This is a genomic window from Bdellovibrio sp. HCB209 (genome assembly GCF_047306065.1).
GTDB lineage: Bacteria > Bdellovibrionota > Bdellovibrionia > Bdellovibrionales > Bdellovibrionaceae > Bdellovibrio.
Window position 1 is genome coordinate 49697 of sequence record NZ_CP178618.1, and the last position, 24137, is coordinate 73833.

Genomic DNA, 24137 nt, shown 5'->3' on the forward strand with positions numbered 1-24137 from the left:
CCACGGTGAAAACTGTGGGTTTTTTATTTTCTAAAGCATCTTCTGTAAGTCGTCCCAAGAGATGATTTTTACTCCCAGGCTTTGTGCTTTATCAACTTTTGATCCTGGATCATCACCCACTACCAAATAGCTTAATTTTGAAGACACAGAACTTAGGATTTTACCGCCGTTCTTTTCAATCACGTCTTTAGCGTCGTCACGTTTTACTGGCAAAGTGCCTGTGATCAAAAAGCTCATGCCGGATAAAGCACCTTCTGTAGAGCGCACTGGATTTGTGATTTCAACTCCAAGCTTCAACATTTCGTGAACTTCTTTGACCAATTTTTTGTTAGACGTCCATTCGCGAATCGAAGTTGCTACCTTAGGACCAATTTCTGGAACTTGTAAAAGCTCTTCTTCAGAAGCGTTTAGGAAGTTTTCGATATTCACGAAATGATCCGCCAGAAGCTTTGCAGTCTGCTCGCCCACAAAACGAATTCCCAATGCAAAGATGAAACGAGCCAGCGTTGGCTTTTTGCTGTTTTCGACACTCGTAATGATGTTTTCTGCTGACTTATCACCTTGGCGCTCGAGAGATAAAATGTCCTCTTTTTTAAGACGATAGAAGTCTGAAAAAGCCGTGAGCATTTTATTGTCCACTAAAGTTTCAATCAGGCGATCACCGATTTTATCTAAGTTCATCGCGCGACGACCGACAAAGTGTTTAAGGGATTCCTTAACCATCGCAACACACAGAGGATTCGTACAGCGAGAAACAACCTCGCCCTCGGCACGATGTACTGGAGAATCGCAAGCAGGACATTTTGTTGGAATCAAGAATGGCACGCTGTCTTTGGGACGTTTTTCCAAAACAACAGCGACAACTTCGGGAATCACATCGCCAGCACGTTGGATGATAACCGTGTCGCCAATGCGCACGTCTTTTCTGTCGATTTCATCTTGATTGTGCAGAGTTGAGTTTGTGACAGTGACACCACCAACTTTAACAGGCTTCATAATCGCTACCGGAGTAAGCGCACCCGTACGGCCAACTTGAACCATGATGTTTTCAATCACAGTTGTTGCTTGTTCGGGCTTGAACTTGGCTGCTGTGGCCCATCTCGGACTGCGAGCCACCAGACCCAAATCATCTTGAAGGCGTAAAGAATTAACTTTAATCACCATGCCATCGATATCAAAAGGCAAAGATGATCTGATTTTTTCAATGTGGTGATAGTACTCAACGACCGCTTGTGGTCCTTTGCACAGACGAACCAAATCCGGATTTGCTTTCAGTGCTGTGGGAATACTGTGCTTAGTAAAGTACTCTTGAATGCCTAGCTGAGATTCAAAAGTGTGTCCTTCGACCATACCCAAGGCGTAGCCGAAAAATTTCAAAGGACGAGAGGCCGCAATCTTTGAATCTAGCTGACGCATGGATCCCGCCGCTGCATTCCTTGGGTTCGCAAAGGTTGGTTGGCCGTTTTCCTGCTGAGTTTCGTTGAGTTCAGCAAAGTCTTTCTTAAAGATTAAGACCTCACCGCGGACCTCAAGAATTTCAGGAGCTCCCTTTAGTTTAAGAGGAATGCTTTTGATGGTCTTGATGTTTTCTGTAACATCTTCGCCAACGGCGCCATCACCGCGAGTGAGGGCTCGAACCAATTGACCATTTTCGTAAATGATTTCCATGGAAAGGCCATCGAATTTAAGCTCACAGAAGTACTCAATTTCATCTTCCGTATTCAGAAACTTTTTTACGCGTTCATCGAATTCAAAGATGTCTTCGGGTGAGTAGCTATTGGCCAAAGAGAGCATAGGAATGCGATGAGGAACTTTAGAGAAGCTATCTAGTACTTTTCCGCCCACGCGTTGACTTGGAGAATCCGAAAGATCCAGATTCTTTTCAGATTTTTCAAGTTTTAGCAGTTCTTCAAAGAGCTGATCGTAGTCGTAGTCAGTAATTGTTGGGCGATCCATCACGTAGTAGTGATGGTCGTGTTCAGCAATGATCTTTTTAAGCTCTTCGTGGCGTTTCTTTGACATAAAACGGACTTTACACGAGCCCATTTAAGGAATCACCAAAAGTCTCAATTTACTCTTTGCGGTAGAGATGGTCTAGCGCTTGAATAGCATGGTGACTGACACTTGATTGTTGCATATTCTTTCTCATGGAGTTCCTCCACCGAAGGAGAGTGTCATGGTCGACAAAAAATCCATTGAAAACATCGCGAAGCTGGCCCGCTTACAGATCTCTGAATCTGAGGCGATTGAGTTCAGTCAGCAGATGGAAAAAATCCTGCAAAATTTTAAGCAGATCGAAAAAATAGATACGAACGGTGTCGAGCCGATGATCACTCCGACTGAAATCGAAGCATATTGGCGCGAGGATCAGGTTCAGCAAGAATTCAAACCAGAGGACATGGTTGCGAATGCTCCCGAGCGCGCCGGAAATCTATTTAAAGTACCTCCAGTGGTTTAGGACAAACGATGGATTTAACTTTTGCATCATTTTCAGAAATTGCTGAGGCCGTTAAGGGCAAAAAAGTAAGCGCTAAGGAAGTCGCGACGCACTTTCAAAAAAGAATTCAGTCATTGGATTCAAAACTGAACTCTTTTGTGACGTTAAATGACAACGCACTTGCAGATGCTGAAAAAATTGATTCCAGAATCTCTAAGGGCGAGGACGTAGGCGTTTTGGCCGGAGTGCCTTTCGGCATTAAGGAAATGCTTTGTACAAAGAATCTTAAAACGACGGCAGGTTCAAAAATTTTAAGTAATTTTGTGCCTCCTTACGACGCGACAGTAGTTAGTCGTTTAAAAAAATCCGGTGTCGTTGTGATGGGAAAACTGAATCAAGATGAGTTCGCGATGGGCTCATCAAACGAATCCTCATTCTATGGTTCAGTGAAAAATCCGTGGGACACGTCTCGAGTTCCTGGGGGATCTTCTGGTGGATCTGCCGCAGCTCAAGCTGCCCGCCTGGTTGCGGGTACGATTGGTACCGATACGGGTGGATCGATTCGTCAGCCTGCAAGCTTCTGTGGAATAGTCGGTGTAAAACCCACGTATGGTCGCGTGAGTCGTTATGGAATTATCGCATTCGCTTCTTCGCTTGATCAAGCGGGTCCGATGGTGAGCACGGTTAAAGACGCCGCTCTTACAATGGAAGTTATTTCTGGTCACGATCCGATGGATGCGACATCTTCGCAAAAGTCCGTACCAACTTGGTCTAAGAATCTTTCTGCCGATGTTAAGGGTATGAAGATCGGTGTGATCAAAGAATACATGAAAGGTGGACTGGATAAGGACACCGTAAAAACATTTCAAACTTCTTTGGATACTTTGAAAAGCATGGGAGCTGAGATCGTTGAGATCTCAGTTTCTATGACGGAATTTGCAGTGCCTATTTACTATCTGGTGGCGACAAGTGAAGCTTCGTCGAACCTTGCACGCTATGATGGAATTCGCTACGGATATCGTGCAGACTTCCCGTCATTAGCGGGTGTTGATCTTGAAGACTTCTATGGGAAAACTCGCGGAGAGGGATTCGGCGCAGAAGTAAAACGCAGAATTATGCTTGGGACTTATTGTTTATCAAGTGGTTACTATGATGCGTACTACACTAAAGCAGGACAAGTCAGACGCTTGTTAACAGATCAGTACATTCAAGCCTTTAAGCAATGCGATGCTATTGTGAGCCCCGTTACCACGTCACCTGCGTTTAAAATTGGTGAATTGGTAGCAGATCCTTTGGCAATGTACCTGAATGATATCTTTACCACGTCCACAAATCTGGCGGGTCTTCCGGGAATGAGTGTTCCGTTTGGAATTTCAGAAGCGGGTCTACCGATTGGTATTCAAGTAACAGCAAGTCACTTTGAAGAGCAGCGCATGTTAAATGTAGCCGCGGCTCTTGAATCTGCAGCCCCAGTGAAAGGGAGAAAACCCCATGTCATATAGAGGCTATGAACCCGTTATTGGTATAGAGATTCACGTGCAGCTTCGTACGGAAAGCAAAATGTTCTGTGCAGATGCTACGAACTTTGATGCCGCAGATAATGAAAATGTATCACCTGTCAGCGCTGGCATGCCGGGCACATTGCCGGTTGTGAATAAAAAAGCCGTGGAGTTTGGAATCAAAACCGGATTAGCACTAGGCTGCGATATTCGTCGCAAATCAGTGTTTGCTCGTAAGAACTATTTTTATCCCGATATGCCTAAGGGTTATCAGATTTCTCAGTACGATCAGCCGATCTGTCAGAACGGTACGATTACTTTTAAAGTAAACGGTGTGGATAAAATTGTGAGTATCCAGCGAGCTCACCTTGAGGAAGACGCAGGAAAATCAAATCACAGCGGAAACTTTACTCTGATCAACTTGAACCGCGCTGGTATTCCTTTGTTGGAAATCGTGACAGGCCCGGATTTGCGCTCCCCTGCAGAGGCAGCAGAATATGGTCGCGCCATTCGCCAAATCGTTCGTTATCTTGATGTCTGTGATGGAAATCTTGAAGAAGGTTCCATGCGCTGTGATTGCAATGTCTCCGTTCGCAAAGAAGGCGCTAAAGAATTTGGAACAAAGGTAGAAATTAAAAACGTGAACTCGTTCCGCTTTGTAGAAAAAGCAATCGAGTATGAAATTGAAAGACAGATCGACGCGGTTGAGCGTGGCGAAAAGATCATTCAAGAAACACGTTTGTGGGATCCAGATAAAAACCGTACTTTTGCAATGCGCTCGAAAGAAGATGCGCAGGACTATCGCTACTTCCCGGATCCAGATCTTTTGCCTTTGATTGTTTCCGATCAATGGGTTGAGCAGCTTCGCAAAGAATTACCAGAGCTGCCAATTGCTAGGGCTAAGAGATTTCAGGATGAGCAAGGCTTGCCAGAATATGACTCGCAAGTTCTGACGACTGAAAAATCAATCGCTGATTTTTATGAGGCGACGGCGAAGATTTCTAAAAACTTTAAGGCATCATCGAATTGGATCATGACGGAACTTATGCGCGAACTAAATACCACAAACACTCCGATCGAAAATTCTCCGATCGAACCAGAAGCTCTAGGAAAAATGATTTCCTTGATTGATGCCGGAACTATCTCTGGAAAAATTGCGAAAACTGTTTTCCAAGAGATGTGGGAATCAGGTAAAGATCCCGAAGTGATCGTTAAAGAAAAAGGCCTTGTGCAAATCACAGACTCTTCGGCGATTGAAAAAATCATTGATGAAGTTTTGGCGAACAATGCGCAAGCCGTTGAGGATCATAAGTCCGGTAAAAAGAAAAATCTGTTCGGTTTCTTTGTGGGAGCCGTGATGAAAGCGTCGAAGGGCCAAGCAAGCCCCGATGTCGTAAATAAAATTCTTCAGGAGAAATTAAAGTAATGAAGGTAGCAGCTCTTGATTTAGGAACAAATACATTCCTCTGCCTTATCGCTGAAGGAAATAAGAACGGGATTACGAAAGTTCATAAGGACTTGGTCGAAGTCGTAAGACTTGGTCAGGACGTGGATAAAACCGGTGAACTTCATCCCGAAGCCTTGGTGCGCGCTAAGAAATGTTTAACTGAGTTTAAAAAAGAAATCGACAAACACGGTGTTGATAAAATCTTGGCAATGGCAACATCGGCGGCTCGTGATGCTAAGAACGGGCAAGATCTTTTCAATATCGGTAAAGAACTCGGAATTCCAATCGAAGTGATTCCTGGGGCAGACGAGGCACGCATTAGCTATCAAGGTGCTACGGGTGGTGTGATTGATCCTACAAAGACCAATCTGGTTATCGACGTTGGTGGAGGCTCGACAGAGTTCATCGTTGGTCACGGCGAAAAGATTCTATTCGGCCAAAGCCTGAATATGGGTGGAGTGAGACTGACTGAAAGATTTGTCACTCAACAACCAGTCCCAGCATCCGAGCAAAAGACATTGAATGACTATATATATGATCAACTAAATACCATCCTTCCTGAGATCAAACGGAACAAGCTGGATCAGATTCTTGCAGTGGCAGGAACCCCGACTTCGATCGTGGCTATTGAAGTTGGTGGCTTTGATGAAAAGAAAGTTGATAACTTTTTCCTGACCAAAGAAAAACTGGAACAATGGGTAAACACTTTCGCCCAAACTTCAGTCGAGGAAAAGCGAACCAAGTTTCAACTGGGTGGTCGCGCCGATATTATTTTTGCAGGTGCATCTATTCTATTAAATACAGTGAAAGCACTGGGGATGACTGGAATGGTCGTTTCAACTAAAGGGGTAAGATATGGCGTCGCTCTTGAGATGCTTCGTTCTAGCGATCGTACTTAGTTTCGCAGTTACAGCGGGAGCTGCGGATAAAGCGCTTCCGAAAAAGAAAATCACTCTGGGCACCAAAACACTTTTGGTCGAGGTTGCTTCAACGACTGAGCAACAAGCGCAAGGACTGATGAATCGCAAGAGTCTGGGCGAAGACGACGGAATGCTCTTTGTGTTTTCTAACGAGGAAACTAGATTTTTTTGGATGAAGGACACACTTATCGACCTGTCGATTGGCTATTTCAACAAAGATGGAAAGCTAGTTGATGTTCAAGAGATGAAATCCGGCAAAGGTCTGGCTGACACGCTTTTGCCGTCTTACCCGAGTGCACATCCCGCGAAATACGCGCTGGAGATGAATAAGGGGTGGTTTGACAAAAATAAAATCAAACTCGGGACTAAGTTAAAAATCAATCCATAGTCCAGTGAATTTTTAAATATTTGCCAGCCTTCTATCTTGGCTTTAGATTGGTATTAACGATTTACTGAAACAGTATGTTTCGTAGCATCACTCAAGGACGAAAAATGATGAAAAAACTCGTTGTTCTACTAGCGTGTTTCGGGATGGTTGCAAACCTTAGTGCCTGCAGCCTATTTAGTAAGGATTCAAAATCTGGTGAAGAAGTCACTTCTGACTTCGACTCTGCTGATTTGGAAAAGCTTGAGGGTGAAGAAGCTCTTAATGCTGAAGGCGGTGATGGCGCGGTAGCTTCATCTGACCAACTTCCAGAAGATGCACTAGGTGAAACTCCAGCCCAAGACATGGCAGCAGCAGCACCAACTGAAGCTCCAGCTGAACCTACAATTGCAGATCTTCCAGCTGATCCATTTGCACCACAACCAGACGTACCTTCTGATACTCCTTCAATGGATACAGCGGCAACTTCTGTACCAGAGCCAACAACTCCGGATACATCAATGCCAGAAGCTTCTGCATCAACTACTTATGTTGACCAAAGCTCTGAGCCACCAGCTCCAAAACCAGTGGTTGCTTTGCAAAAAGTTGCAACAGCTCCATGGCAGGTTGGAAAAACTTGGTACAACACTGTGTACTTCGCTCGTCCAGGTGATTCTTTGAAATCCATCAGTACGATGATCTACGGTAACAGCAAAAAAGTTGGCGAACTTAAAAAAGGTAATCCAACTCTAGCTTCTCGTGGTGTTAAGCCAGGTGATAAAGTTTATTACAACTCTCCTCACCGTTCAGATGACTCTGGTCGTTTGATCACTTTCTATGAAGATAACGGTATCGCTCCTGAAGTTTACACAGCTAAAGAAGGCGATAACATCCGCGCAGTTTCTAAAGACCTTCTTGGTTACGACCAAGCTTGGAAAGAAGTATGGGCAAGCAACTCTGTAGAATCTAAACAAGAGATTCCAGCGGGCACACAACTTCAATACTGGAAAGGTGGCGCTGTAGCTGCTGCTCCGGCTCCTCAAGAACCAGCACACCAAGAAATGGCTGCGGCTCAACCAGCAATGGATGCTCCAGTTATGCCTGAGGCTCCGTCAATGCCAGAAGCTCCTCCTCAACAAGCAGCTGCTGACATTCCGCCTCCACCACAAGATATGGGAATGCCACAAGATCAAATGGCGCCGCCACCTCCGCCACCAGATATGGCGCAGAATATGGCTCCACCTCCACCGCCGCCTCCAATGCCAGCGGTTAATCCACCAGCTCCTCCACACAGAATGGATGAAACTGGCGCAGCTCCGGGTGCGATGGATAACGACACAACGATGGCTTTGGGTATCGTTGGTTTGGCAGCAGCAGGTCTTGCGATCTTGATCGTGATGAGAAAGAAACGTAAGCAACGTGAGCTTGAACAGCAATCAATGGATAACACTCACGTAGGAACTTAATCGATAAGCGATTAAAAAGGAAAAAGCCCACTTTATCAGTGGGCTTTTTTTATTTTCAGAAAACGAACTACAACTGGTGAAACTTATCCGACTTTTTTAAAGATCGAATCCATCACCGAGCGCGACTCTTCACGACCGTTCTCAACGAAATAAATCAGATCATCAACGATCTGCACATCTCTGTTGTTCACAGGCATGAACTTAACTCCGCAACCGCTCGAATTCGCCCAAATCACATGAGCTGCAACCTTGCGCTCGCGTCCCGCAACGACAAACATCAGGTGAAGTTTTTCGTTGGCGCGTACCTGACCACCCGTAAATTCTAAGAAGGCTCCTGAGATGCTGATATTTTTAAGCGTGCCAGTAGTCTCTTCACGCGCATAATTACGCTTGAAAGAAACCTCTAGATTTAGAGGGGTTCTTGGTGCCGGAACTTTTAAAGTGTCCTCCACGTTATAACTCCTTATTATGCTTAATGTAGCTTTATAACTTTTCGGAATTGTGGGGGAAAAATTGAGAGTCAACCCCTGAAAAACCTTAAATTATGGTTACATTTGGCGAACGGGAATGCCTCAAAATGATACTTAAGCCTTTGAATTTACAAAGAAATATAGTAACTTTTAAGTCATCCCAGAAAGCTCTAAGAACTGACTCCGATTTGTGAGTCGTTTACATGTAGGACTCCACCGGGTCGCTTTTCCCATTGACAAGACCAACCCGATTCTAGGACATTGGGTGAAAGCACACAGTTTAGGTCCAGTCGGACCATACTTCTAAAGATATCTCTCTTTTTCTTTTTTTAAATCCCACAAGGAGAATTTGTTTGTCCGAACCAAAAGATTCACAAGGCGTTGAAGTCGTTAAGAAACGTACTCGCACCACGAAGTCTGCAGAAGCAGCTCCAGTAGAGTCTGCACCGGAAGTTACTGCCGCACCTGTCGCAGCAGAACCCCCTCCACAAGAAGCTCCCGCTGCACCAGCATCTGCTGAAGCCTCCGCAGCCGGTTCTTCAGAAGCAGCGCCTCAACAGCAACAACACCAAAGACAAGACCGTCCTCAACAAAATCAACACCGTCGTGAATTCCGCCCAAATAATAGAGACAACCGCGATCGCGGTGACAGAAACGACCGTGGAGACCGCAACGATAGAAACGATCGCAACGACAGAAATGATCGTGGCCCTCGTCACAACAATGGTCCTCGTCGTGATTTCCATCGCAACAGAAATGAAGACAACCAACCAGGTGGCGATGATCAAAATGCAGTTTCTCAACCAGATGTAGATTTAGCAGATATCCAACTGACTGACGAAGAGAAATCTTGGTTGTCGTCTAAGGATTTGAAATCCAAAAACATCACTCAGCTTACTGAGCTTGCGACAAAACTTAAAATCGAAAATGCTGCCGGTCTTCGCCGTCAGGACATGATTTTCGAAATCTTGAAACGTGCAGCGAAACTTGGTCAGGACATTTACGGCTCTGGTGTTCTTGAAATCTTGCCAGACGGTTACGGTTTCTTGCGTTCTCCAGACTATAACTACCTACCAGGTCCGGATGATATCTATGTTTCTCCATCTCAAATCCGTCGTTTCGGCTTGAGAACAGGTGATACTGTTACCGGTACAGTTCGTCCGCCAAAAGAAGGCGAACGTTACTTTGCACTTTTGAAAGTTGATTCTCTAAACTTCGAGACGACTGAAAAAGGTAAAGACAAAATCCTATTCGACAACTTGACGCCGCTTTATCCAAATGAGCGTTTGAAACTTGAACACACGCCGGGCGATTACACGACTCGCGTTGTGGACTTGATGGCGCCACTTGGTAAAGGTCAACGTGCATTGATCGTTGCCCCTCCAAGAACAGGTAAAACAGTTCTTATGCAACAAATCGCCAACGCGATTACTGCAAATCACCCTGAAGTGAAGTTGATCGTTCTATTGATCGATGAACGTCCGGAAGAGGTGACTGACATGCAACGTACTGTAAAAGGTGAAGTTGTATCGTCGACGTTCGATGAGCCACCAACTCGTCACGTTCAAGTTGCAGAGATGGTTATCGAAAAAGCAAAACGTTTGGTTGAACACAAGCATGACGTAGTTATCTTGTTGGATTCTATCACTCGTTTGGCTCGTGCATACAATACTGTAGTTCCTCCGTCTGGTAAGATCTTGTCGGGTGGTGTGGATTCCAACGCCCTTCACAAACCAAAACGTTTCTTCGGTGCTGCTCGTAACATCGAAGAGGGTGGATCTTTGACGATCATCGCAACTGCATTGATCGATACAGGTTCTCGTATGGATGAGGTTATCTTCGAGGAATTTAAAGGTACTGGTAATGCTGAGATCCACTTGGATCGTAAGCTTATGGAAAAACGTATCTTCCCTTGTATGGACATCAATAAATCAGGTACTCGTAAAGAGGACTTGTTGATTGATAAAGCAGACTTGAACCGTCTGTGGATCCTAAGAAAAGTATTGGCACCGATGAACGTTGTCGATGCGATGGACTTCTTGTTGGATAAAGTGGGTAACACAAAATCCAATGCAGACTTCTTGAAAGCCATGTCTGGTAACGGATAACGAGCTTTGCTCGCGAGAATCGAAAATTGAAAATAGATTTAAGGGAGTCGTAAGACTCCCTTTTTCTTTGTGTGGATCTTAGCGGCAGTGAACTGGTTTTCCGCGATCGTCGAACATTAAGTTGTCTTTGCAGTTTCTGCTGCGGCAATTCACTTCATGCATCTTGCCTTTTCTAGGCATAAAGAAGCGGCCGTTATTACATTGTCGCGGTTGCAAGTTCAGATAGCCACTGTTGCTACAATATGAATCTGCGACCCTGCTGCCGTCCGTGTTGTAGCAATAAGAATTAACTTGGTAGTAGTTTGAAAGACTTGTGCAGTAGTTATAATCGACAACTGTCGAGCCGTTGTAGCACTGACCATTTGAAATAGTATAGGCCGTTGTCGCAGTGGAATCTCCATTGCCACTACCGCTGTCACATCCGGCGATCGCCAAGGACAGGAAAAGGGCTGTCAGAGTGATTTTCAAAGCATTCATAAATTATCCTCCAATCATAGACGAAAGAATTTATGCCATTGAATTGTGGAGAAAGTGTGATGATGAGGGTGGCGAAGAGCAATTTTCAAAACGCCGATGAATTGCGGGAGTATTTTACTTTGTTGATAAAACTAAGGGAGCTCGTGGCTCCCTTGTAGTTACTGAACGAAATGTCCTAAGAAACTGCTAAGTTTCTTTTTCAGATGATCCGTTTCGCATCCACCATAAAGAGTGTCGTTCACGATGGCTTCAAATGGATAAACGAAATCCGACATGCCGTCGCTGCCAGTTTTTGTGGTGTCGATCAATAGCGTGTGACCGTTCTCGACTACTGAAACCAATATTTTGCCGTCTTTATTAAAGATCACTTTCGCAGTTCCAGTTTGATCTTCCTCTCCCGGGGAGCTTTTAGTGATTTGATTTGTATCAGAGTCGTATGTGACGTTGATGAACGGCTCCGTGAAATAGCAGTAGATCTTTTCAGCGTGAGCGGCTTGCGACGCCATTAGAATTGCGAAAACAGGCAACAAAAGTTTCATAAATACCTCTTTGGAAGCGGGAATATCTGCGAGGTCGACCGAAATCACAAGTTTCAATCAGGCAACGGTTTTAGGGGCAATAGGGTCTGGTTTTGCTCTGGGATCGGGTTGGTTGGCGAATCTACTGGTGAGCCCCGCAAATATACCTAAATAACTAATATTATGAGGTTATTTATGAACTATTTGTGCTAAATTGGGGTGCTTGTGGTGCTAAAAAAAGCAGCGATTAATGCTCGACAGCGGGGGACCCCTGTGTTACATCCTTACAGCTTAAGACCCACAGGTTAAATTATTTAAAAGGAATCAGGTCATGAAACAAAACCTACATCCAAAAGTGAACACTGTAGTATTCAAAGATATCTCTTGTGACTACATGTTCTTGGGAACATCTACTCTTCATTCTTCCGAAATGGTTAAATGGGAAGATGGTAAAGAATATCCACTAGTTAAAGTTGAGATCTCTTCAGCATCTCACCCATTCTTCACTGGTAAACAGCGTGTAATGGATACTGAAGGTCGTATCGATCGTTTCAAAAAACGTTACGGCAAAAAGTAAATTGCAGACCTCCGTCAGGAGGACTCTCTTATGTGAAATGCGGTTCCTCATTCGAGCCGCATTTTCATTTCTGAATACCAACTCGATCTTACAGCAGCAGACCTAGGAGCAATCCCCATGTTCTCGAAATTGGAAGAAGTTGAATCACGCTACGAAGAAGTGAATATGTCACTTCAGCGCCCGGATATTGCTTCAAACCAAACTCAATACCGCGCTCTTATGAAAGAGCTAGGGAACTTGGAAAAGATTGTTGTTCCTTTCCGCGACTATAAAAAGAAATCTGAGAATCTTAAAGCCAGCAAAGAGCTTTTGACGGCTGAGCAAGATCCAGAAATGCGCGAGTTGATCCGTGAGGAAGTTAAAGAGCTTGAAGCAGCCCTTCCTGTCCTTGAAGCAGAACTAAAAATCGCACTTATTCCTAAAGATCCAAACGACGACAAGAATATCATTCTTGAGATCCGTGCGGGCGCAGGTGGTGACGAGGCTTCTCTGTTCGCAGAGGAAATGTTCCGCGGCTATACTCACTATGCATCCTCTCAAGGTTGGAAAGTTGAAGTCATTTCGTTCTCCGAGGGTAACGTCGGCGGCGCGAAAGAGATCATTGCTTCTGTTTCTGGGGATTCTGTATTCAGTAAATTGAAATTCGAATCAGGTGTTCATCGCGTTCAGCGTGTTCCAGCAACTGAGGCTGCGGGTCGTATTCATACGTCTACCGTAACAGTTGCGGTTATCCCTGAGGTTGAGATCAAAGAAGTGAACATCCCAATGTCTGACGTGCGCATCGAAACAATGCGTTCTCAAGGTTCGGGCGGTCAGTCCGTCAATAGAACTGAGTCAGCAGTGCGTGTTGTGCATTTGCCAACAGGTCTTGATGTGAAGTGCCAAGAGGGTAAATCCCAATCGGCCAACCGTGAGCGTGCTTTCCAAATTCTTTACGCGAAACTTCAACAAATCGAAGACGAAAAAGCTCGTAAAGAAGCTTCTGATGTTCGTTTGGACCAAATCGGTACCGGCGATCGTTCAGAGCGCATCCGTACTTACAACTTCCCTCAGACTCGTATCACTGATCACCGTATCGGTCTTACGATCCATCAGCTGGATCAAGTCATGAGCGGATCTTTTGGGTTGCTGATTGACCCACTCGTTGCTAACTTCCAAGCAGAGGCTCTTAAAAAACAGACCTCAGCTTAGGTTGAATGAAACTCAAAGAAGTACTCGATAAAACCACTGCCTTTTTCAAAGACAAAAAATTAGAGACGCCTCGCCTCGATGCGGAGCTTTTGTTCGCTCATAGTTTAAAGCTTGAGCGAATTCAGCTCTACCTTAAGTTCGATCAGCCGTTGTCGGAAGTTGAACTTGCGGGCTTGCGTGAGTTGGTTCGTCGTCGTGGTCAGGGTGAGCCGGTGGCTTATATCCTGGGTTATCGTGATTTCTATAAATCTCGCTTTGAAGTGACTCCCGCTACGCTTATTCCCCGTCCAGAAACAGAACAAATTGTTGAAGAAGTATTGGCATGGGCCAAAAATAAAGACCAAGCTTATACGATCTTGGATCTGGGTACGGGCACGGGTTGTTTGGGCCTAAGCATTCTTAAAGAACTTCCAAATGCCAAGCTGGTGTCCGTTGATATGTCAGCTGATGCGATCGCGGTTGCTAAGCGCAATGCTGCGAACCTGGGAGTTGCTGATCGTGTGGAGTTTGTTGCGGCTGATGCAGCCAATGTCGATCTTGTAATGGCATCTTGCAGGAACTTCATGGGACAGAACACGATAGACATATTAGTCTCTAATCCTCCCTACATTGCGAACAATGATCCCGCAGTACAAGAGAGTGTTAGAAAGTACGAACCATCGACGGCGCTTTTTGCAGACGACGATGGATTAGCACTTTTGAAATCGTGGTCTAAGGCGTATGCTCCTTACTTGTCATCCGAGTCCGTGATGATGATGGAAATGGGTATGAGCCAAGGCTCTGCGATGCAGAGTTATTATTCAGATTTAAATATTTTTAAAAACGCGCGCGTTCTGAAAGATCTTTCAGGACTAGATAGAGTGATCGCAGGAGTTAAGCATGGATAAAATGGTTGTGATGGGCAATGGCCCACTTAATGGTACAGTTGCGGCGAGCGGTGCAAAGAATGCGGCTCTTCCAATTCTGTTTTCGACGTTGCTTGCTGAAGGCAATCACGTATTCACAAACATGCCGAAGCTTAAAGACATCGAATCAACTTCTGAGTTGTTGAACAGCCTTGGTTGCGACACTAAATGGGTTGGTGAAGAATTTCACGTTAACGTAGCAAAACCAAAATCATTCGAAGCATCTTACGATCTAGTTCGTAAAATGCGTGCAAGCTTCCTGTGTATGGGCCCAATGCTTGCGAAGTACGGTGAAGCAGTTGTTTCTCAACCAGGTGGTTGTGCGATTGGTTCTCGTCCTATCGATTTGCACTTGGATGGTTTCAAAGCGCTGGGTGCAACGATCACACAAAAAGAAGGTTACGTTCACGCGGGTTCTCCGAAACTTCAAGGTTCAACATTCTTGTTTGAAACTGTGACTGTCGGCGGAACAGAGAACGTGATGATGGCAGCGACTCTTGCAAAAGGCGTTACTATCCTTGAAAACGCAGCGAAAGAACCAGAGATCGTAGACCTAGCAGAGTACTTGAACAAAATGGGTGCAAAGATCACAGGTCACGGTACTTCAGTGATCCGTATCGAAGGTGTTGAAAAACTAACTCCGGCAAAACACTCGATCATGCCAGATCGTATCGAAGCTGGAACTTTGTTGATCGCAGGCGCAATCACAAAAGGCCAAGTAACTGTTACTAAGTGTGTTCCGGCTCACTTGGAAGCATTGATTTTGAAAATGCGCGAAGCAGGCTTCAAAATCGAAACAACAAAAGACACAATGACTGTTTATCCTTTGGATAAATGGGAAGCAGTCGACGTAACAACGGCTCCTCACCCACTTTTCCCAACAGATCTTCAAGCGCAATTCATGGCTTTGATGACAGTTGCAAACGGAACAAGCGTAATCACAGAAACAGTTTTCGAAAACCGTTTCATGCACGTGACTGAGTTGTGCCGTTTAGGTTCAGACATCACACCAAAAACAAGAGTAGCAGTAATCCGCGGAAACCCAGGCCAACTAACAGGCGCCCCAGTAATGGCAACCGACCTGCGTGCCTCTGCTTCACTAGTGCTAGCAGGCCTAGTAGCCTCTGGCGAAACAGTAGTAAGCCGCATCTATCACCTAGATCGCGGTTACGAAAAACTAGAAGACAAATTGTCTTCCCTAGGCGCAAAAATCCGTCGCCAAGAATAGAAAACACAAAACATTCAAAAACAAGAAAAGGCAGGACCAAAAATCCTGCCTTTTTCATTGATTTGCCTGAGTAAGCGCCTTCTTTGTTAGCCTACTGATAGCCCAATAACTCAATAGTCCAGCTGGACTGGATGTACGTGTAGAATCTATGGGACTGACCTCATGGAGTTGAGTTCTCCTTTTTGTAATTATAATTTAGTTTAAATAACGGAAGAGGCATTTGTGCTGCGTAGCTTATCAATAAAAAAATTTAGATCTATCGAAAGCGACACCATAATTTTCGGCACCCCGGTTACTATTTTAATTGGTGCAAATGGGACTGGAAAAACTAACCTTTTGCTAGCCCTGAGGTTTATTTGTGAGTGTGTAAAGCATTCTCCTAGAAGAGCAGTTCAAATGCTGGATGGCTTAGATGGAGTTTTCACCATAAGAGAAAACAGATCGAAAGACTGTTCATTTCTTTTAGGGTTTGAATTCGACAATGTCGAGGTATCCAAGGGACAATCTTTTGAAAAGTGGGAGGCTGAGTATGGTTTTGATTTGTGCTTTGATAGCTCAGAAGGTTCTTTATATGTTAAAAAGGAAGTTTTCCGAATATTCAAGTCTGGTCAGATAAAGTATGAAATCTATAGCAGGTCGGGAACCCCGAAGAGTGCATTGACAACTCAAAAAGATGCAATTCTCCTCGATGAGTCAATTGCAAATAAATTTTTTAACAACCCTGAAGAGCTTTTGTTGCCTAAAATTGTAAGATCCGGATTTGCAATACTTCGAACCTCAAGTTCGGGAGTTTTGGCGCCAATAGCAATGCAAATTGCGCAAAGATGTGTAGATGTTATGCGCGGAGTTACGGGTTACAACTTCGATCCATATGCATTGAGAAAACCCTCAGATATTTTGGCTGGAGATAGTCTAAGTTATGATGGTAAGGGATTCGCCTCATTCTTAAATAATACAATCAACGTAAAAAAGAGAATGAGAAGTGTAGATAGTCGGCGCTTATATGGTGAGGATTTTCTAAAAAAATTATCCCTTATTTTCTCCGATGCCCTTCCATTTCTGTCGGAATTTGGTGTCGATGAAGACATGGAGAACACAATTGTCAATTTGAGCTTTAGGGAATCTCAACAGAATGCCAGTGATAGGAAATTCAGAAGTATTCATCTATCAGACGGGAGCTTAAAGTTCTTGGCCGCTGTTTCGATGGTAATTCATGGCGGTTATTCAATTTTATTCATAGAAGAACTTGAAAATTATTTGAACCCGAGAACAATCACTCGATTGTTAGAGCTAATGAAGGATTTAGCCGAAACTCATAGAAAAACATTTATCATATCGACTCATTCAGAAACTATTCTGAACTACTCAATTCCAGAGCAGCTCTTGATATCGATGAGAGGTGGTAGTGGTGCGACAACATATCGAAGGCTGAAATCACCTAATGTTGTCAGGGAAGCACTCGAGAGAGGCGGTTTTGGGTTGGGTTATTTTTGGGGAATGGGTGGTTTGGATGTCTACGAAGAATAAAGTGATTTTCGTCGTTGATGGAAAAACAGAGAGAGCGTTAGAGAAAAAAATTGATCAGTCTACATGTACGATTAGGTTCGTTAGGCGGAAGTATAATGGGCGTGAAGTTCCGATATCGTTGATCGCGAAAGAGTGTATAGGTATTCTGAACGCCATATATTCAGCAGGAGTGGTTATTGTATTGATCGTAGATCGAGAAGATCGCGATATTTCAGATCAGACCATGGAAGCTCAACTTAGGGCTCAGATAACGGCTGGCTTTTCCGGAAGCTATAATATTGTCGTAGCAAATCAAATGTTTGAAAATTGGATCTTAAGCGACATTGAAAATGTATCAGACAAAAATTCAGAAGTTCTAAAAAGAGCATCTAATAGCGCGTCTAATGAGGGAAAAGATGGAACCACTATACTAAACTCACTTTGGAAAAGTAATAGAGGAGAAAAGTATAGCTCGGATAAGATCACTAATGCCAAGGTGTTATTTCGCTCTGTCCGAACTGATGAAGGTGTGAAGTATTCTACGTCATTTGACAAGTTGAGAAGTATTCTGACGTCGGTTGGAGTTAAGTTTCTCTGAATAACAGAGACGGGTTTACGCTCATCGTGTCTAAAATATTCTCTTGCCGGACTGTTTGCACATGTCTCAACAAACCTAGCAAAATTCATCGGAAGCAAAGCGGGATGCCCTTCCGAAGAGAGGCCTCCGATGGCGCCACGATGGCGCGAACCCGCCAACGGCGGGCATCGGTTGAGCCCGGAAGGCGTGCCGACCGAAGCGTAGGGCAGCACGATTTGATTTCGATGAATCTTCGATCTAGCTCTCTTGTTGCAGAAAAAAGGCGAAAAAAAAGGGCCAGCAAGGAGGGGATTTATGCTGACCCTATAGAGATAAAAAAATGATCTCAGCCCACGGAGGGGATTGGGGCTGAGACCTTAATGATTACTGAGTAACCTCAGAGATACCGAACACTACAAAGATGATCGTTTTGTTCCCGAAAACCATTCCAGGGAGGGGATCCACAGAATGATTCCCATAAGAGGGAACGATTTGATGTTCTTGCTCGATACCGCTAATCATAACTTTAGAACCAACGAAAGGTGTAAGGTCGAAGTCCGATTGAAGAAGGATTGTGTTTTGTGCATCAAGAACCATAACGAAAGTTCCGTCAGCCAAAACTGCAACTTCACCTACACGAGTCTGATAATTATAGTTGGAAGATTCTGTTCCGTAGATTTCGTCACCTTGAGTTGCAACGTTTGGTAATACACCAGCACGAGCCACTGCGGAAATCGCAAGGACTAGTAGGATGTATACTGCAATCAAAGCATTCTTAATCACGAAGGTTCCCCCAAATAATCAAAAGACTCTTTTCCCTAGAGCAAGGTCTGTGCCAATTTGAGACACTGCCCAACTCAAACATATTTCAGATGAGGGTGGACTCATCCGCTGCTCACACTCAAATCGGAACTGGGGGTAATTCCATTCTGGGTTTTCAGTTCAACTTTGGAACCAGTTTCCTTGACCAAAGCACAGGATGAGTCACGGATGTTCGGGGGGCTTGGTTGTTTGACAAAAAAGCCAGTATAATCAGGCATCTATGTCGCGTATTCAAGTCACCTGGGTAGTCCGAACACGAAGTGGGCAAGTTAAAGGCCCTTACTCTACTGAAGCCATTCTTCGCATGATTGGTGAGGGTGTTTTTTCGGGTCAAGAGATGATCTCGAAACTTCCAGATGGACAGTGGTCTCAGATTTCTAAAGAGCCTGCGTTCTATGACAAATTGTTAGAAGCACTTGAAGGTGTCGTCGACGTTGATCCCAAAAAAGTTCAAAAGATGGAAGCGGAAACGGTCATCATGAAACCGCCGACTTCTGCGGGACAAACAAACTCGAGCACACTTCCTGGTGGACCGACGAAAGAAAGTCTTGCGGGAATCAAAGTTGATCAAAATCAAACTCGCAAGGTGGATATTTACAGCACTCCAACACAAGTGCCGCCTGCGAGTATTCCTGGAAGTGTTTCGTCAAATCCGTCATCAAATACAAATGCAAAAACTGCGGTGATTGATTTGTCGAATCTGCGCAATATGGAAAAAGCGCAGATCGTAAAAACATTGAAAGTCCCTCTGGTGGGTCTTGCTGTCGTTATCCTGTTGGGTATTTGGTTGCTGTGGGATACGGGGCCTTCACGCGGAGATAAAATTCATCTCTTAGCTCCGGGTCCGAACAAATCACAAATGGCCGATGGCGATGTTAAAAAGAAACTGAACGAAGCTTTGTATGCGATGGAGCAAGACACTTTTGAGTCTTACTTGGATGCGCAAAACAGATTGGTTTCGATTGTTGAAGGTTCACCACAAAACTTGGAAGTGCGTGGTTTGTTGTGTGTGGTTTACAGAGAGCTGTGGCCATTTGCAAAACAAGACGCTCAAGATATTAAAACGATTAACGGTGTGACTCAGTCTACTCGCGCGATCAACGTTGTTAGTCCGTTTGGTCGTGTGTGCGAAACTGTGAAGCTTTTAACTTCAGGAAAATTCCTGGAGGCGCGCAGTAATATCGAAGCGACGTTGGATAGTTCAGAGCCGTTCTCGTTGATCCCGATTTTATATGCCTATAAAGCCGAATTGTTAGAGGGCGATAAAGACTATAACAACGCTGTTCCGTATTTTGAAAAGGCCGCACAGCTTTGGGATAAGTGGCTTCACCCGCAATCGATGCTTGGTAAGTTGTATTTGTCGCAAGAAAAATACAATGAAGCCGCGCAAATGTTCAGAGCAGTTTTAGCCAGAAATCCAAAACATCGCGAAGCCCGCATCTTGCTTGGAATCACCGACTATCGTGGCTTTAAAAAGATTGATTCTGCATTCGGAAATTTAAATACGGCGATGGAATCTAAGAGCATGGTAACTCCGTCGATTGAAGCGACGGGATTGCAAGTTCTGGCCGAGATCTATGTTGATAGAAACGAAAAAAAGAAAGCCTTGGAGCTTGCGCAAAGAGCTTATGCGATCAATCCCAACAACGGCGAACTTCGCCAGTTGGTTTTGCGTTTAGGTGGTTCGGATAAAGTCAGTGGTGGAAAAGCTCAAACGAGTGAGCTTATGTTCACGGGCGATCAGTACATGCGCCAGGGGGACTACCTTGCTGCACAAGCCGAATTTAAAGCGGCATTTGAAGCGGATCCTAAGAATGGAACCGCAGCCGTTAAGGCAGCGAAAGCATTGTGGCTTTTGAATCAAAGTTTTGATGCGATTGATTGGTTGAACAAAGCGATTAAGGCTGAGCCAAAATTGATTACTGCTTATGTGACTCAAGCAGATTACCTGTCGCAAAGATTTGATTTTATCAAGGCGACGCAGGTTCTGACGAATGCGATCCGGATCTCTCCGAATAACTATGAAGTTTTGCGTGGACTGGCTTTGCTTGAGTATCGCAAAAACAATATGGCCGGAGCTGTGAATTACGGCATGCGCGCTTTGAAAGCGTATGACGGTGATATCGACACATACATTCTGTTAGCGAAAGCAAACGGAGCATTAGCTTTGTCGATCATGCCTCTGAATAAAAAAGAAATTGAAAGAAAAGAAGCTGCAGCGAAAGACGCGATCCGTTTTGCAACTAAGGCTGTGGAAATTGACGGCGTAAATCCAGAAGCGCAGATCACTTACGCAAAAATGCTTGCAACAACGAATGGTGTGGATGCGGGTATCACTTACTTGAATGAGTTGATTAAGCGATTCTCCTACACGATTGATTACCGAATTGCTTTGGCAGAGGTTTACAAATCTGAAGACCGCTACTCCCAAGCTAAAGATATTTATGAAAAAGTTGTCGAGGCTGACGTTAAAAACAAAAAAGGTTGGCTAGGACTGGGCGAGAGTTACAAGGCGCTGGGGTTGAATGACAAATCGCTAAAAGCTTTCCTGCAGGCAGCGATTTTAGATCCGACAGATGGTGAAGCTCTTTTCCAAGCTGGAAAACTATACTTGGAAACTTCTAGATACGATGAGGCGATCAATCAGTTCAAACGTGTTCAGAGATTGAACGCGAACTACCCTCGTACTTGGTTCTTTATTGGTAAAGCTTCGTTTGCTTCGGGTGACTTAAATGGCGCGGCCGAGGCGGCGAAACAGGAAAAGAAACTGAACCCGAACGTTGCGGACTCTTACATTCTGGCGGCGGAAGTTTTCGCAGCTCGTAAGCAGTTTACGGAATGTGCTGGGGAGTATTCGCAAGCCATGAAAATCCGTCCTCAGGGGGCAGATATTTATGTAAAGGCAGCTCAGTGTTACCGTCAGTCTGCATCTTTGGAAGTGGCAGAAGACATGCTGTCCTTGGCGGCGGCTCGTGAAAGTGGTTACGCGGAGATTTACCGGGAGCAAGGGGCCATTTACGAGATCAGGGGCGATATTCGCTCCGCGGCGCAGGCATATAATAAATATTTAGGCCTCTCCCCAAATGCTCCAGATCGTGCTGAAATAGAAAGTAAATTGAATCGTCTTGGCAACTAGGCCATCAACGGAGAATGCATCATGGGAATCGGCGATAAACTAAGTAGTTTTTCAAATAATGTTCAAGACGGCGTGAAATCCACGACGATGACGGCTCTTCATATCTGTTTGCGCCTGATCACAGGTTTCTTTGTTGGTATGACACTGGCATTGATTGGCCAAGAGTTGATCGGATACGGAACATTCGCTCTGATTTTTGCCACGATCGTAGTAATGGCAGTCATCATGAAACTCCTATCCCAATGGAGTTTTGCGCAAATCTTAATTTTTGACCTGATTGTCGTCCTTGTCGGGATGCTTTTAAGAATGTATATACTGGTCGCACCTTAACGAGGACTTCTGAACAATGATCGACATTAAACTTCTGGAAAAAAAAGCTGAAAACGGAGCTTCTTATTACGATGATTATAAGCAAGCTTTGATCAATCGTGGTGGTACGCCGGAAATCCTAGATCAAATCATGGAGCTTAATAAAAAGCGCAAAGAGATGATCGCTCAGGCGGAAACTGCTAAAGCCAATCAAAACAAATTGAGTGGCGAGATTGGTAAACTTAAACGCGAAGGGAAAGACGCTTCGTCGTTGCTCGCAGAAGTTGATACTCTTAAAGGTTCCGTAAAAGATCTTGAAGCGAAAGCTGCTGAGGCAGATTTGCAGGTTACTAATTTGGCTCTTGTGATGCCGAATAAACCGCACTCTTCTGTTCCAGTGGGTTCTTCTGAGCAAGAAAACAAAATTCTTAAAACTTGGGGCGAGCCAACTAAGTTCGGCTTCAAAGCGAAAGAACACTGGGAACTTGGTGAATCACTAAACATCATCGATTTCGAACGCGCTGGTAAAACTACAGGGACTCGCTTTGCATTTCTTAAGGGTGCAGCGGCTCAGCTTGAGCGTTCATTGATTCAATTCATGATGGATTTGCACTCTACTCGTCACGGTTACACTGAAATGATTCCGCCATTCATGGTGAACTCAAACAGTTTGACGGGTACTGGTAACTTCCCGAAATTTAAAGAAGACGTTTTCCACTTGGAAGGCTCTGATCTTTATTTGATTCCAACGGCTGAAGTTCCAGTTACGAATTACTACAACAACGAAATCTTGGATGAAAAAGATCTTCCGCAAAGCTTCTGTGCTTACTCCCCTTGCTTCCGCTCTGAAGCAGGCAGTGCCGGTCGCGATACGAAGGGTTTGATTCGTCAGCATCAGTTCGACAAGGTTGAGTTGATGACGTTCTGTCACCCGGATAAGTCTTATGAAATTCACGAGGCTTTGACGTCTCATGCAGAGCAAGTATTGATCGATCTTGAGCTTCCATTCCGCCGCATGCTTTTGTGCACGGGTGATATGGGCTTTGGATCTGCGAAAACTCATGACCTTGAAGTATGGCTTCCAGGCCAAAACGCGTTCCGCGAGATCAGCTCTTGCTCGAACTTTGAGGATTTCCAGGCTCGCCGTGCGAATATCCGCTTCCGTTCAGCTGGTGGGAAGCCTCAGTTCGTTCATACATTGAATGGTTCTGCCTTGGCGGTAGGACGTACTTTGGTGGCGATCCTTGAGAACTACCAACGCGAAGACGGCTCAATCGCGGTACCTAAAGCGCTTCAGAACTATATGGGCGGTAAAAAAGAAATTAAATAGTGTGATTAGGGTCACACCCCAGGTGAGGCTCTAAAATACGCTATGCGTCATTACAACAACCGCTTGATAACTCACGTCAAAACCCATAGAACGGTCGACGGAGAGTTGGTAGAGTGGTTGAATACACCAGTCTTGAAAACTGGCAGCCCTTCGCGGGGCTCGAGGGTTCGAATCCCTCACTCTCCGCCATTTGTTTGCTGGACAGCCAAGCTGAATGCAGACGCAAAAAACGAAAAAGCGATCCTTAGTGATCGCTTTTTTTATTTCTGGCCTGTCTAATTTTAAAATTTCAAAAATTATGGATTCTTACTCATCGTACAGAAGATCTTTGTGCTTTGAGGACCAAAGCCACCGTACGTGATGTAGTAGATCACTTTAGTTTCAGGATCTTGGCGCATGTAATAGACAACTGCAGGAGCTCCTTCAGAATTTAGCATCACCACTCGCGAGGCATCGCTGCCTTCTTTGATACGAGCGTTTTGTCTCGCATAGTCTGTTGCCTCTTGTCTGCCCTTGCTTAGATCCCAATTCGCATAGGGATTTTGTGGATAGAAATACGCAAAGATCGAAGAGAAGTAAGTCGTTCCATCTTCAAGTTGATCAATCATCAATTCTGCAAAGTGTTCGTGGTTTGGATTTAGATCACCCAAGTGATAGCAGCTGCCGCTGTAAACTGCGGGCTCTAAACTCACAACATGAGGAGTGTTATTGAAGCCAGAAAGAATCGACTTCATAACTTTTGTGCATTTCAAACTATCACATGCGTCTTCGGGAAGCTCTGGAACGCTTGGTGTCGCGTAAGAAGCCAATGACCACAGTGCAGTAAGGATAATAATAAGTCGTTTCATTT

At 44.6% G+C, this 24137-nt stretch carries 22 protein-coding genes and 1 tRNA gene; 17 read left to right on the forward strand and 6 right to left on the reverse strand.

Annotation, left to right across the window (positions count from 1 at the left end):
- Positions 1–30 precede the first annotated feature (30 nt).
- Positions 31–2022: an NAD-dependent DNA ligase LigA gene (gene ligA / locus ACLVWP_RS00260; protein ID WP_413559252.1), complete on the reverse strand. Its 1992-nt coding sequence runs from the start codon at positions 2020–2022 to the stop codon at positions 31–33.
- Between the two features lie 154 nt (positions 2023–2176).
- Here ligA and gatC point away from each other — a divergent pair, with 154 nt between their 5' ends.
- The 6 genes from gatC to ACLVWP_RS00290 all read left to right on the forward strand — a co-directional run bounded on the left by gatC (position 2177) and on the right by ACLVWP_RS00290 (position 8133).
- On the forward strand, positions 2177–2458 hold the full coding sequence (gene gatC, locus ACLVWP_RS00265; protein WP_413559253.1) for an Asp-tRNA(Asn)/Glu-tRNA(Gln) amidotransferase subunit GatC: 282 nt from the start codon (positions 2177–2179) through the stop codon (positions 2456–2458).
- 8 nt (positions 2459–2466) lie between these two features.
- The gene (gatA, locus tag ACLVWP_RS00270) at positions 2467–3939 is read left to right on the forward strand and encodes an Asp-tRNA(Asn)/Glu-tRNA(Gln) amidotransferase subunit GatA (protein ID WP_413559254.1); all 1473 of its coding nucleotides are present in this window, start codon (positions 2467–2469) and stop codon (positions 3937–3939) included.
- Positions 3929–5362, forward strand: coding sequence for an Asp-tRNA(Asn)/Glu-tRNA(Gln) amidotransferase subunit GatB (gene gatB, locus ACLVWP_RS00275; RefSeq protein WP_413559255.1), 1434 nt, complete (start codon positions 3929–3931; stop codon positions 5360–5362). Before gatA ends, gatB begins: the two co-directional genes overlap by 11 nt.
- The gene (locus ACLVWP_RS00280; protein ID WP_413559256.1) at positions 5362–6282 is read left to right on the forward strand and encodes a Ppx/GppA family phosphatase; all 921 of its coding nucleotides are present in this window, start codon (positions 5362–5364) and stop codon (positions 6280–6282) included. The genes gatB and ACLVWP_RS00280 overlap by 1 nt, the downstream gene beginning before the upstream one ends.
- A complete protein-coding gene (locus ACLVWP_RS00285; protein ID WP_413559257.1) occupies positions 6239–6691 on the forward strand; it encodes a DUF192 domain-containing protein in 453 nt (150 codons plus the stop codon). The genes ACLVWP_RS00280 and ACLVWP_RS00285 overlap by 44 nt, the downstream gene beginning before the upstream one ends.
- 104 nt (positions 6692–6795) lie before the next feature.
- On the forward strand, positions 6796–8133 hold the full coding sequence (locus ACLVWP_RS00290; RefSeq protein WP_413559258.1) for a hypothetical protein: 1338 nt from the start codon (positions 6796–6798) through the stop codon (positions 8131–8133).
- Between the two features lie 83 nt (positions 8134–8216).
- On the opposite strand, the gene ACLVWP_RS00295 is transcribed toward ACLVWP_RS00290, so the two are convergent.
- Positions 8217–8585, reverse strand: a complete 369-nt coding sequence (locus ACLVWP_RS00295) for a PilZ domain-containing protein (protein ID WP_413559259.1) — start codon at positions 8583–8585, stop codon at positions 8217–8219.
- Positions 8586–8956: 371 nt separating this feature from the next.
- On the opposite strand from ACLVWP_RS00295, the gene rho reads away from it, so the two are divergent.
- Entirely contained in the window at positions 8957–10711 is a 1755-nt protein-coding gene (gene rho, locus ACLVWP_RS00300) for a transcription termination factor Rho (protein ID WP_413559260.1), read from the forward strand.
- Positions 10712–10789: 78 nt separating this feature from the next.
- Here the strand turns inward: rho and ACLVWP_RS00305 are convergent, their stop codons facing one another.
- Both ACLVWP_RS00305 and ACLVWP_RS00310 read right to left on the reverse strand, forming a co-directional pair.
- Entirely contained in the window at positions 10790–11188 is a 399-nt protein-coding gene (locus ACLVWP_RS00305; protein WP_413559261.1) for a hypothetical protein, read from the reverse strand.
- Positions 11189–11346: 158 nt separating this feature from the next.
- Complete coding sequence (locus ACLVWP_RS00310; protein WP_413559262.1) at positions 11347–11727, reverse strand: hypothetical protein; 381 nt, start codon at positions 11725–11727, stop codon at positions 11347–11349.
- Positions 11728–12037: 310 nt separating this feature from the next.
- On the opposite strand from ACLVWP_RS00310, the gene ACLVWP_RS00315 reads away from it, so the two are divergent.
- The 6 genes from ACLVWP_RS00315 to ACLVWP_RS00340 all read left to right on the forward strand — a co-directional run bounded on the left by ACLVWP_RS00315 (position 12038) and on the right by ACLVWP_RS00340 (position 17711).
- Positions 12038–12283 carry a type B 50S ribosomal protein L31 gene (locus ACLVWP_RS00315; RefSeq protein ID WP_413559263.1) on the forward strand — a complete coding sequence of 82 codons (246 nt, stop codon included), beginning with the start codon at positions 12038–12040 and terminating at the stop codon, positions 12281–12283.
- A 117-nt stretch (positions 12284–12400) separates the two neighbouring features.
- Entirely contained in the window at positions 12401–13474 is a 1074-nt protein-coding gene (gene prfA / locus ACLVWP_RS00320) for a peptide chain release factor 1 (protein ID WP_413559264.1), read from the forward strand.
- 5 nt (positions 13475–13479) lie between these two features.
- A complete protein-coding gene (prmC, locus tag ACLVWP_RS00325; RefSeq protein WP_413559265.1) occupies positions 13480–14361 on the forward strand; it encodes a peptide chain release factor N(5)-glutamine methyltransferase in 882 nt (293 codons plus the stop codon).
- A complete protein-coding gene (gene murA, locus ACLVWP_RS00330) occupies positions 14354–15607 on the forward strand; it encodes a UDP-N-acetylglucosamine 1-carboxyvinyltransferase (protein ID WP_413559266.1) in 1254 nt (417 codons plus the stop codon). Before prmC ends, murA begins: the two co-directional genes overlap by 8 nt.
- 222 nt (positions 15608–15829) lie before the next feature.
- Positions 15830–17134, forward strand: coding sequence for an AAA family ATPase (locus ACLVWP_RS00335; protein WP_413559267.1), 1305 nt, complete (start codon positions 15830–15832; stop codon positions 17132–17134).
- Positions 17118–17711 (forward strand): hypothetical protein, encoded by a 594-nt coding sequence (locus ACLVWP_RS00340; RefSeq protein WP_413559268.1) that lies wholly within the window; start codon positions 17118–17120, stop codon positions 17709–17711. The genes ACLVWP_RS00335 and ACLVWP_RS00340 overlap by 17 nt, the downstream gene beginning before the upstream one ends.
- A gap of 363 nt (positions 17712–18074) precedes the next feature.
- Here the strand turns inward: ACLVWP_RS00340 and ACLVWP_RS00345 are convergent, their stop codons facing one another.
- Positions 18075–18473 (reverse strand): hypothetical protein, encoded by a 399-nt coding sequence (locus ACLVWP_RS00345; RefSeq protein ID WP_413559269.1) that lies wholly within the window; start codon positions 18471–18473, stop codon positions 18075–18077.
- Between the two features lie 259 nt (positions 18474–18732).
- On the opposite strand from ACLVWP_RS00345, the gene ACLVWP_RS00350 reads away from it, so the two are divergent.
- The 4 genes from ACLVWP_RS00350 to ACLVWP_RS00365 all read left to right on the forward strand — a co-directional run bounded on the left by ACLVWP_RS00350 (position 18733) and on the right by ACLVWP_RS00365 (position 23476).
- Positions 18733–21648, forward strand: coding sequence for a tetratricopeptide repeat protein (locus tag ACLVWP_RS00350; protein ID WP_413559270.1), 2916 nt, complete (start codon positions 18733–18735; stop codon positions 21646–21648).
- Positions 21649–21669: 21 nt separating this feature from the next.
- Complete coding sequence (locus ACLVWP_RS00355) at positions 21670–21978, forward strand: hypothetical protein (RefSeq protein ID WP_413559271.1); 309 nt, start codon at positions 21670–21672, stop codon at positions 21976–21978.
- A gap of 16 nt (positions 21979–21994) precedes the next feature.
- Positions 21995–23287: a serine--tRNA ligase gene (gene serS / locus ACLVWP_RS00360; protein ID WP_413559272.1), complete on the forward strand. Its 1293-nt coding sequence runs from the start codon at positions 21995–21997 to the stop codon at positions 23285–23287.
- A gap of 99 nt (positions 23288–23386) precedes the next feature.
- Positions 23387–23476 (forward strand) — tRNA-Ser (locus ACLVWP_RS00365).
- Between the two features lie 107 nt (positions 23477–23583).
- Here the strand turns inward: ACLVWP_RS00365 and ACLVWP_RS00370 are convergent.
- The gene (locus tag ACLVWP_RS00370) at positions 23584–24135 is read right to left on the reverse strand and encodes a hypothetical protein (protein ID WP_413559273.1); all 552 of its coding nucleotides are present in this window, start codon (positions 24133–24135) and stop codon (positions 23584–23586) included.
- Positions 24136–24137 lie beyond the last annotated feature (2 nt).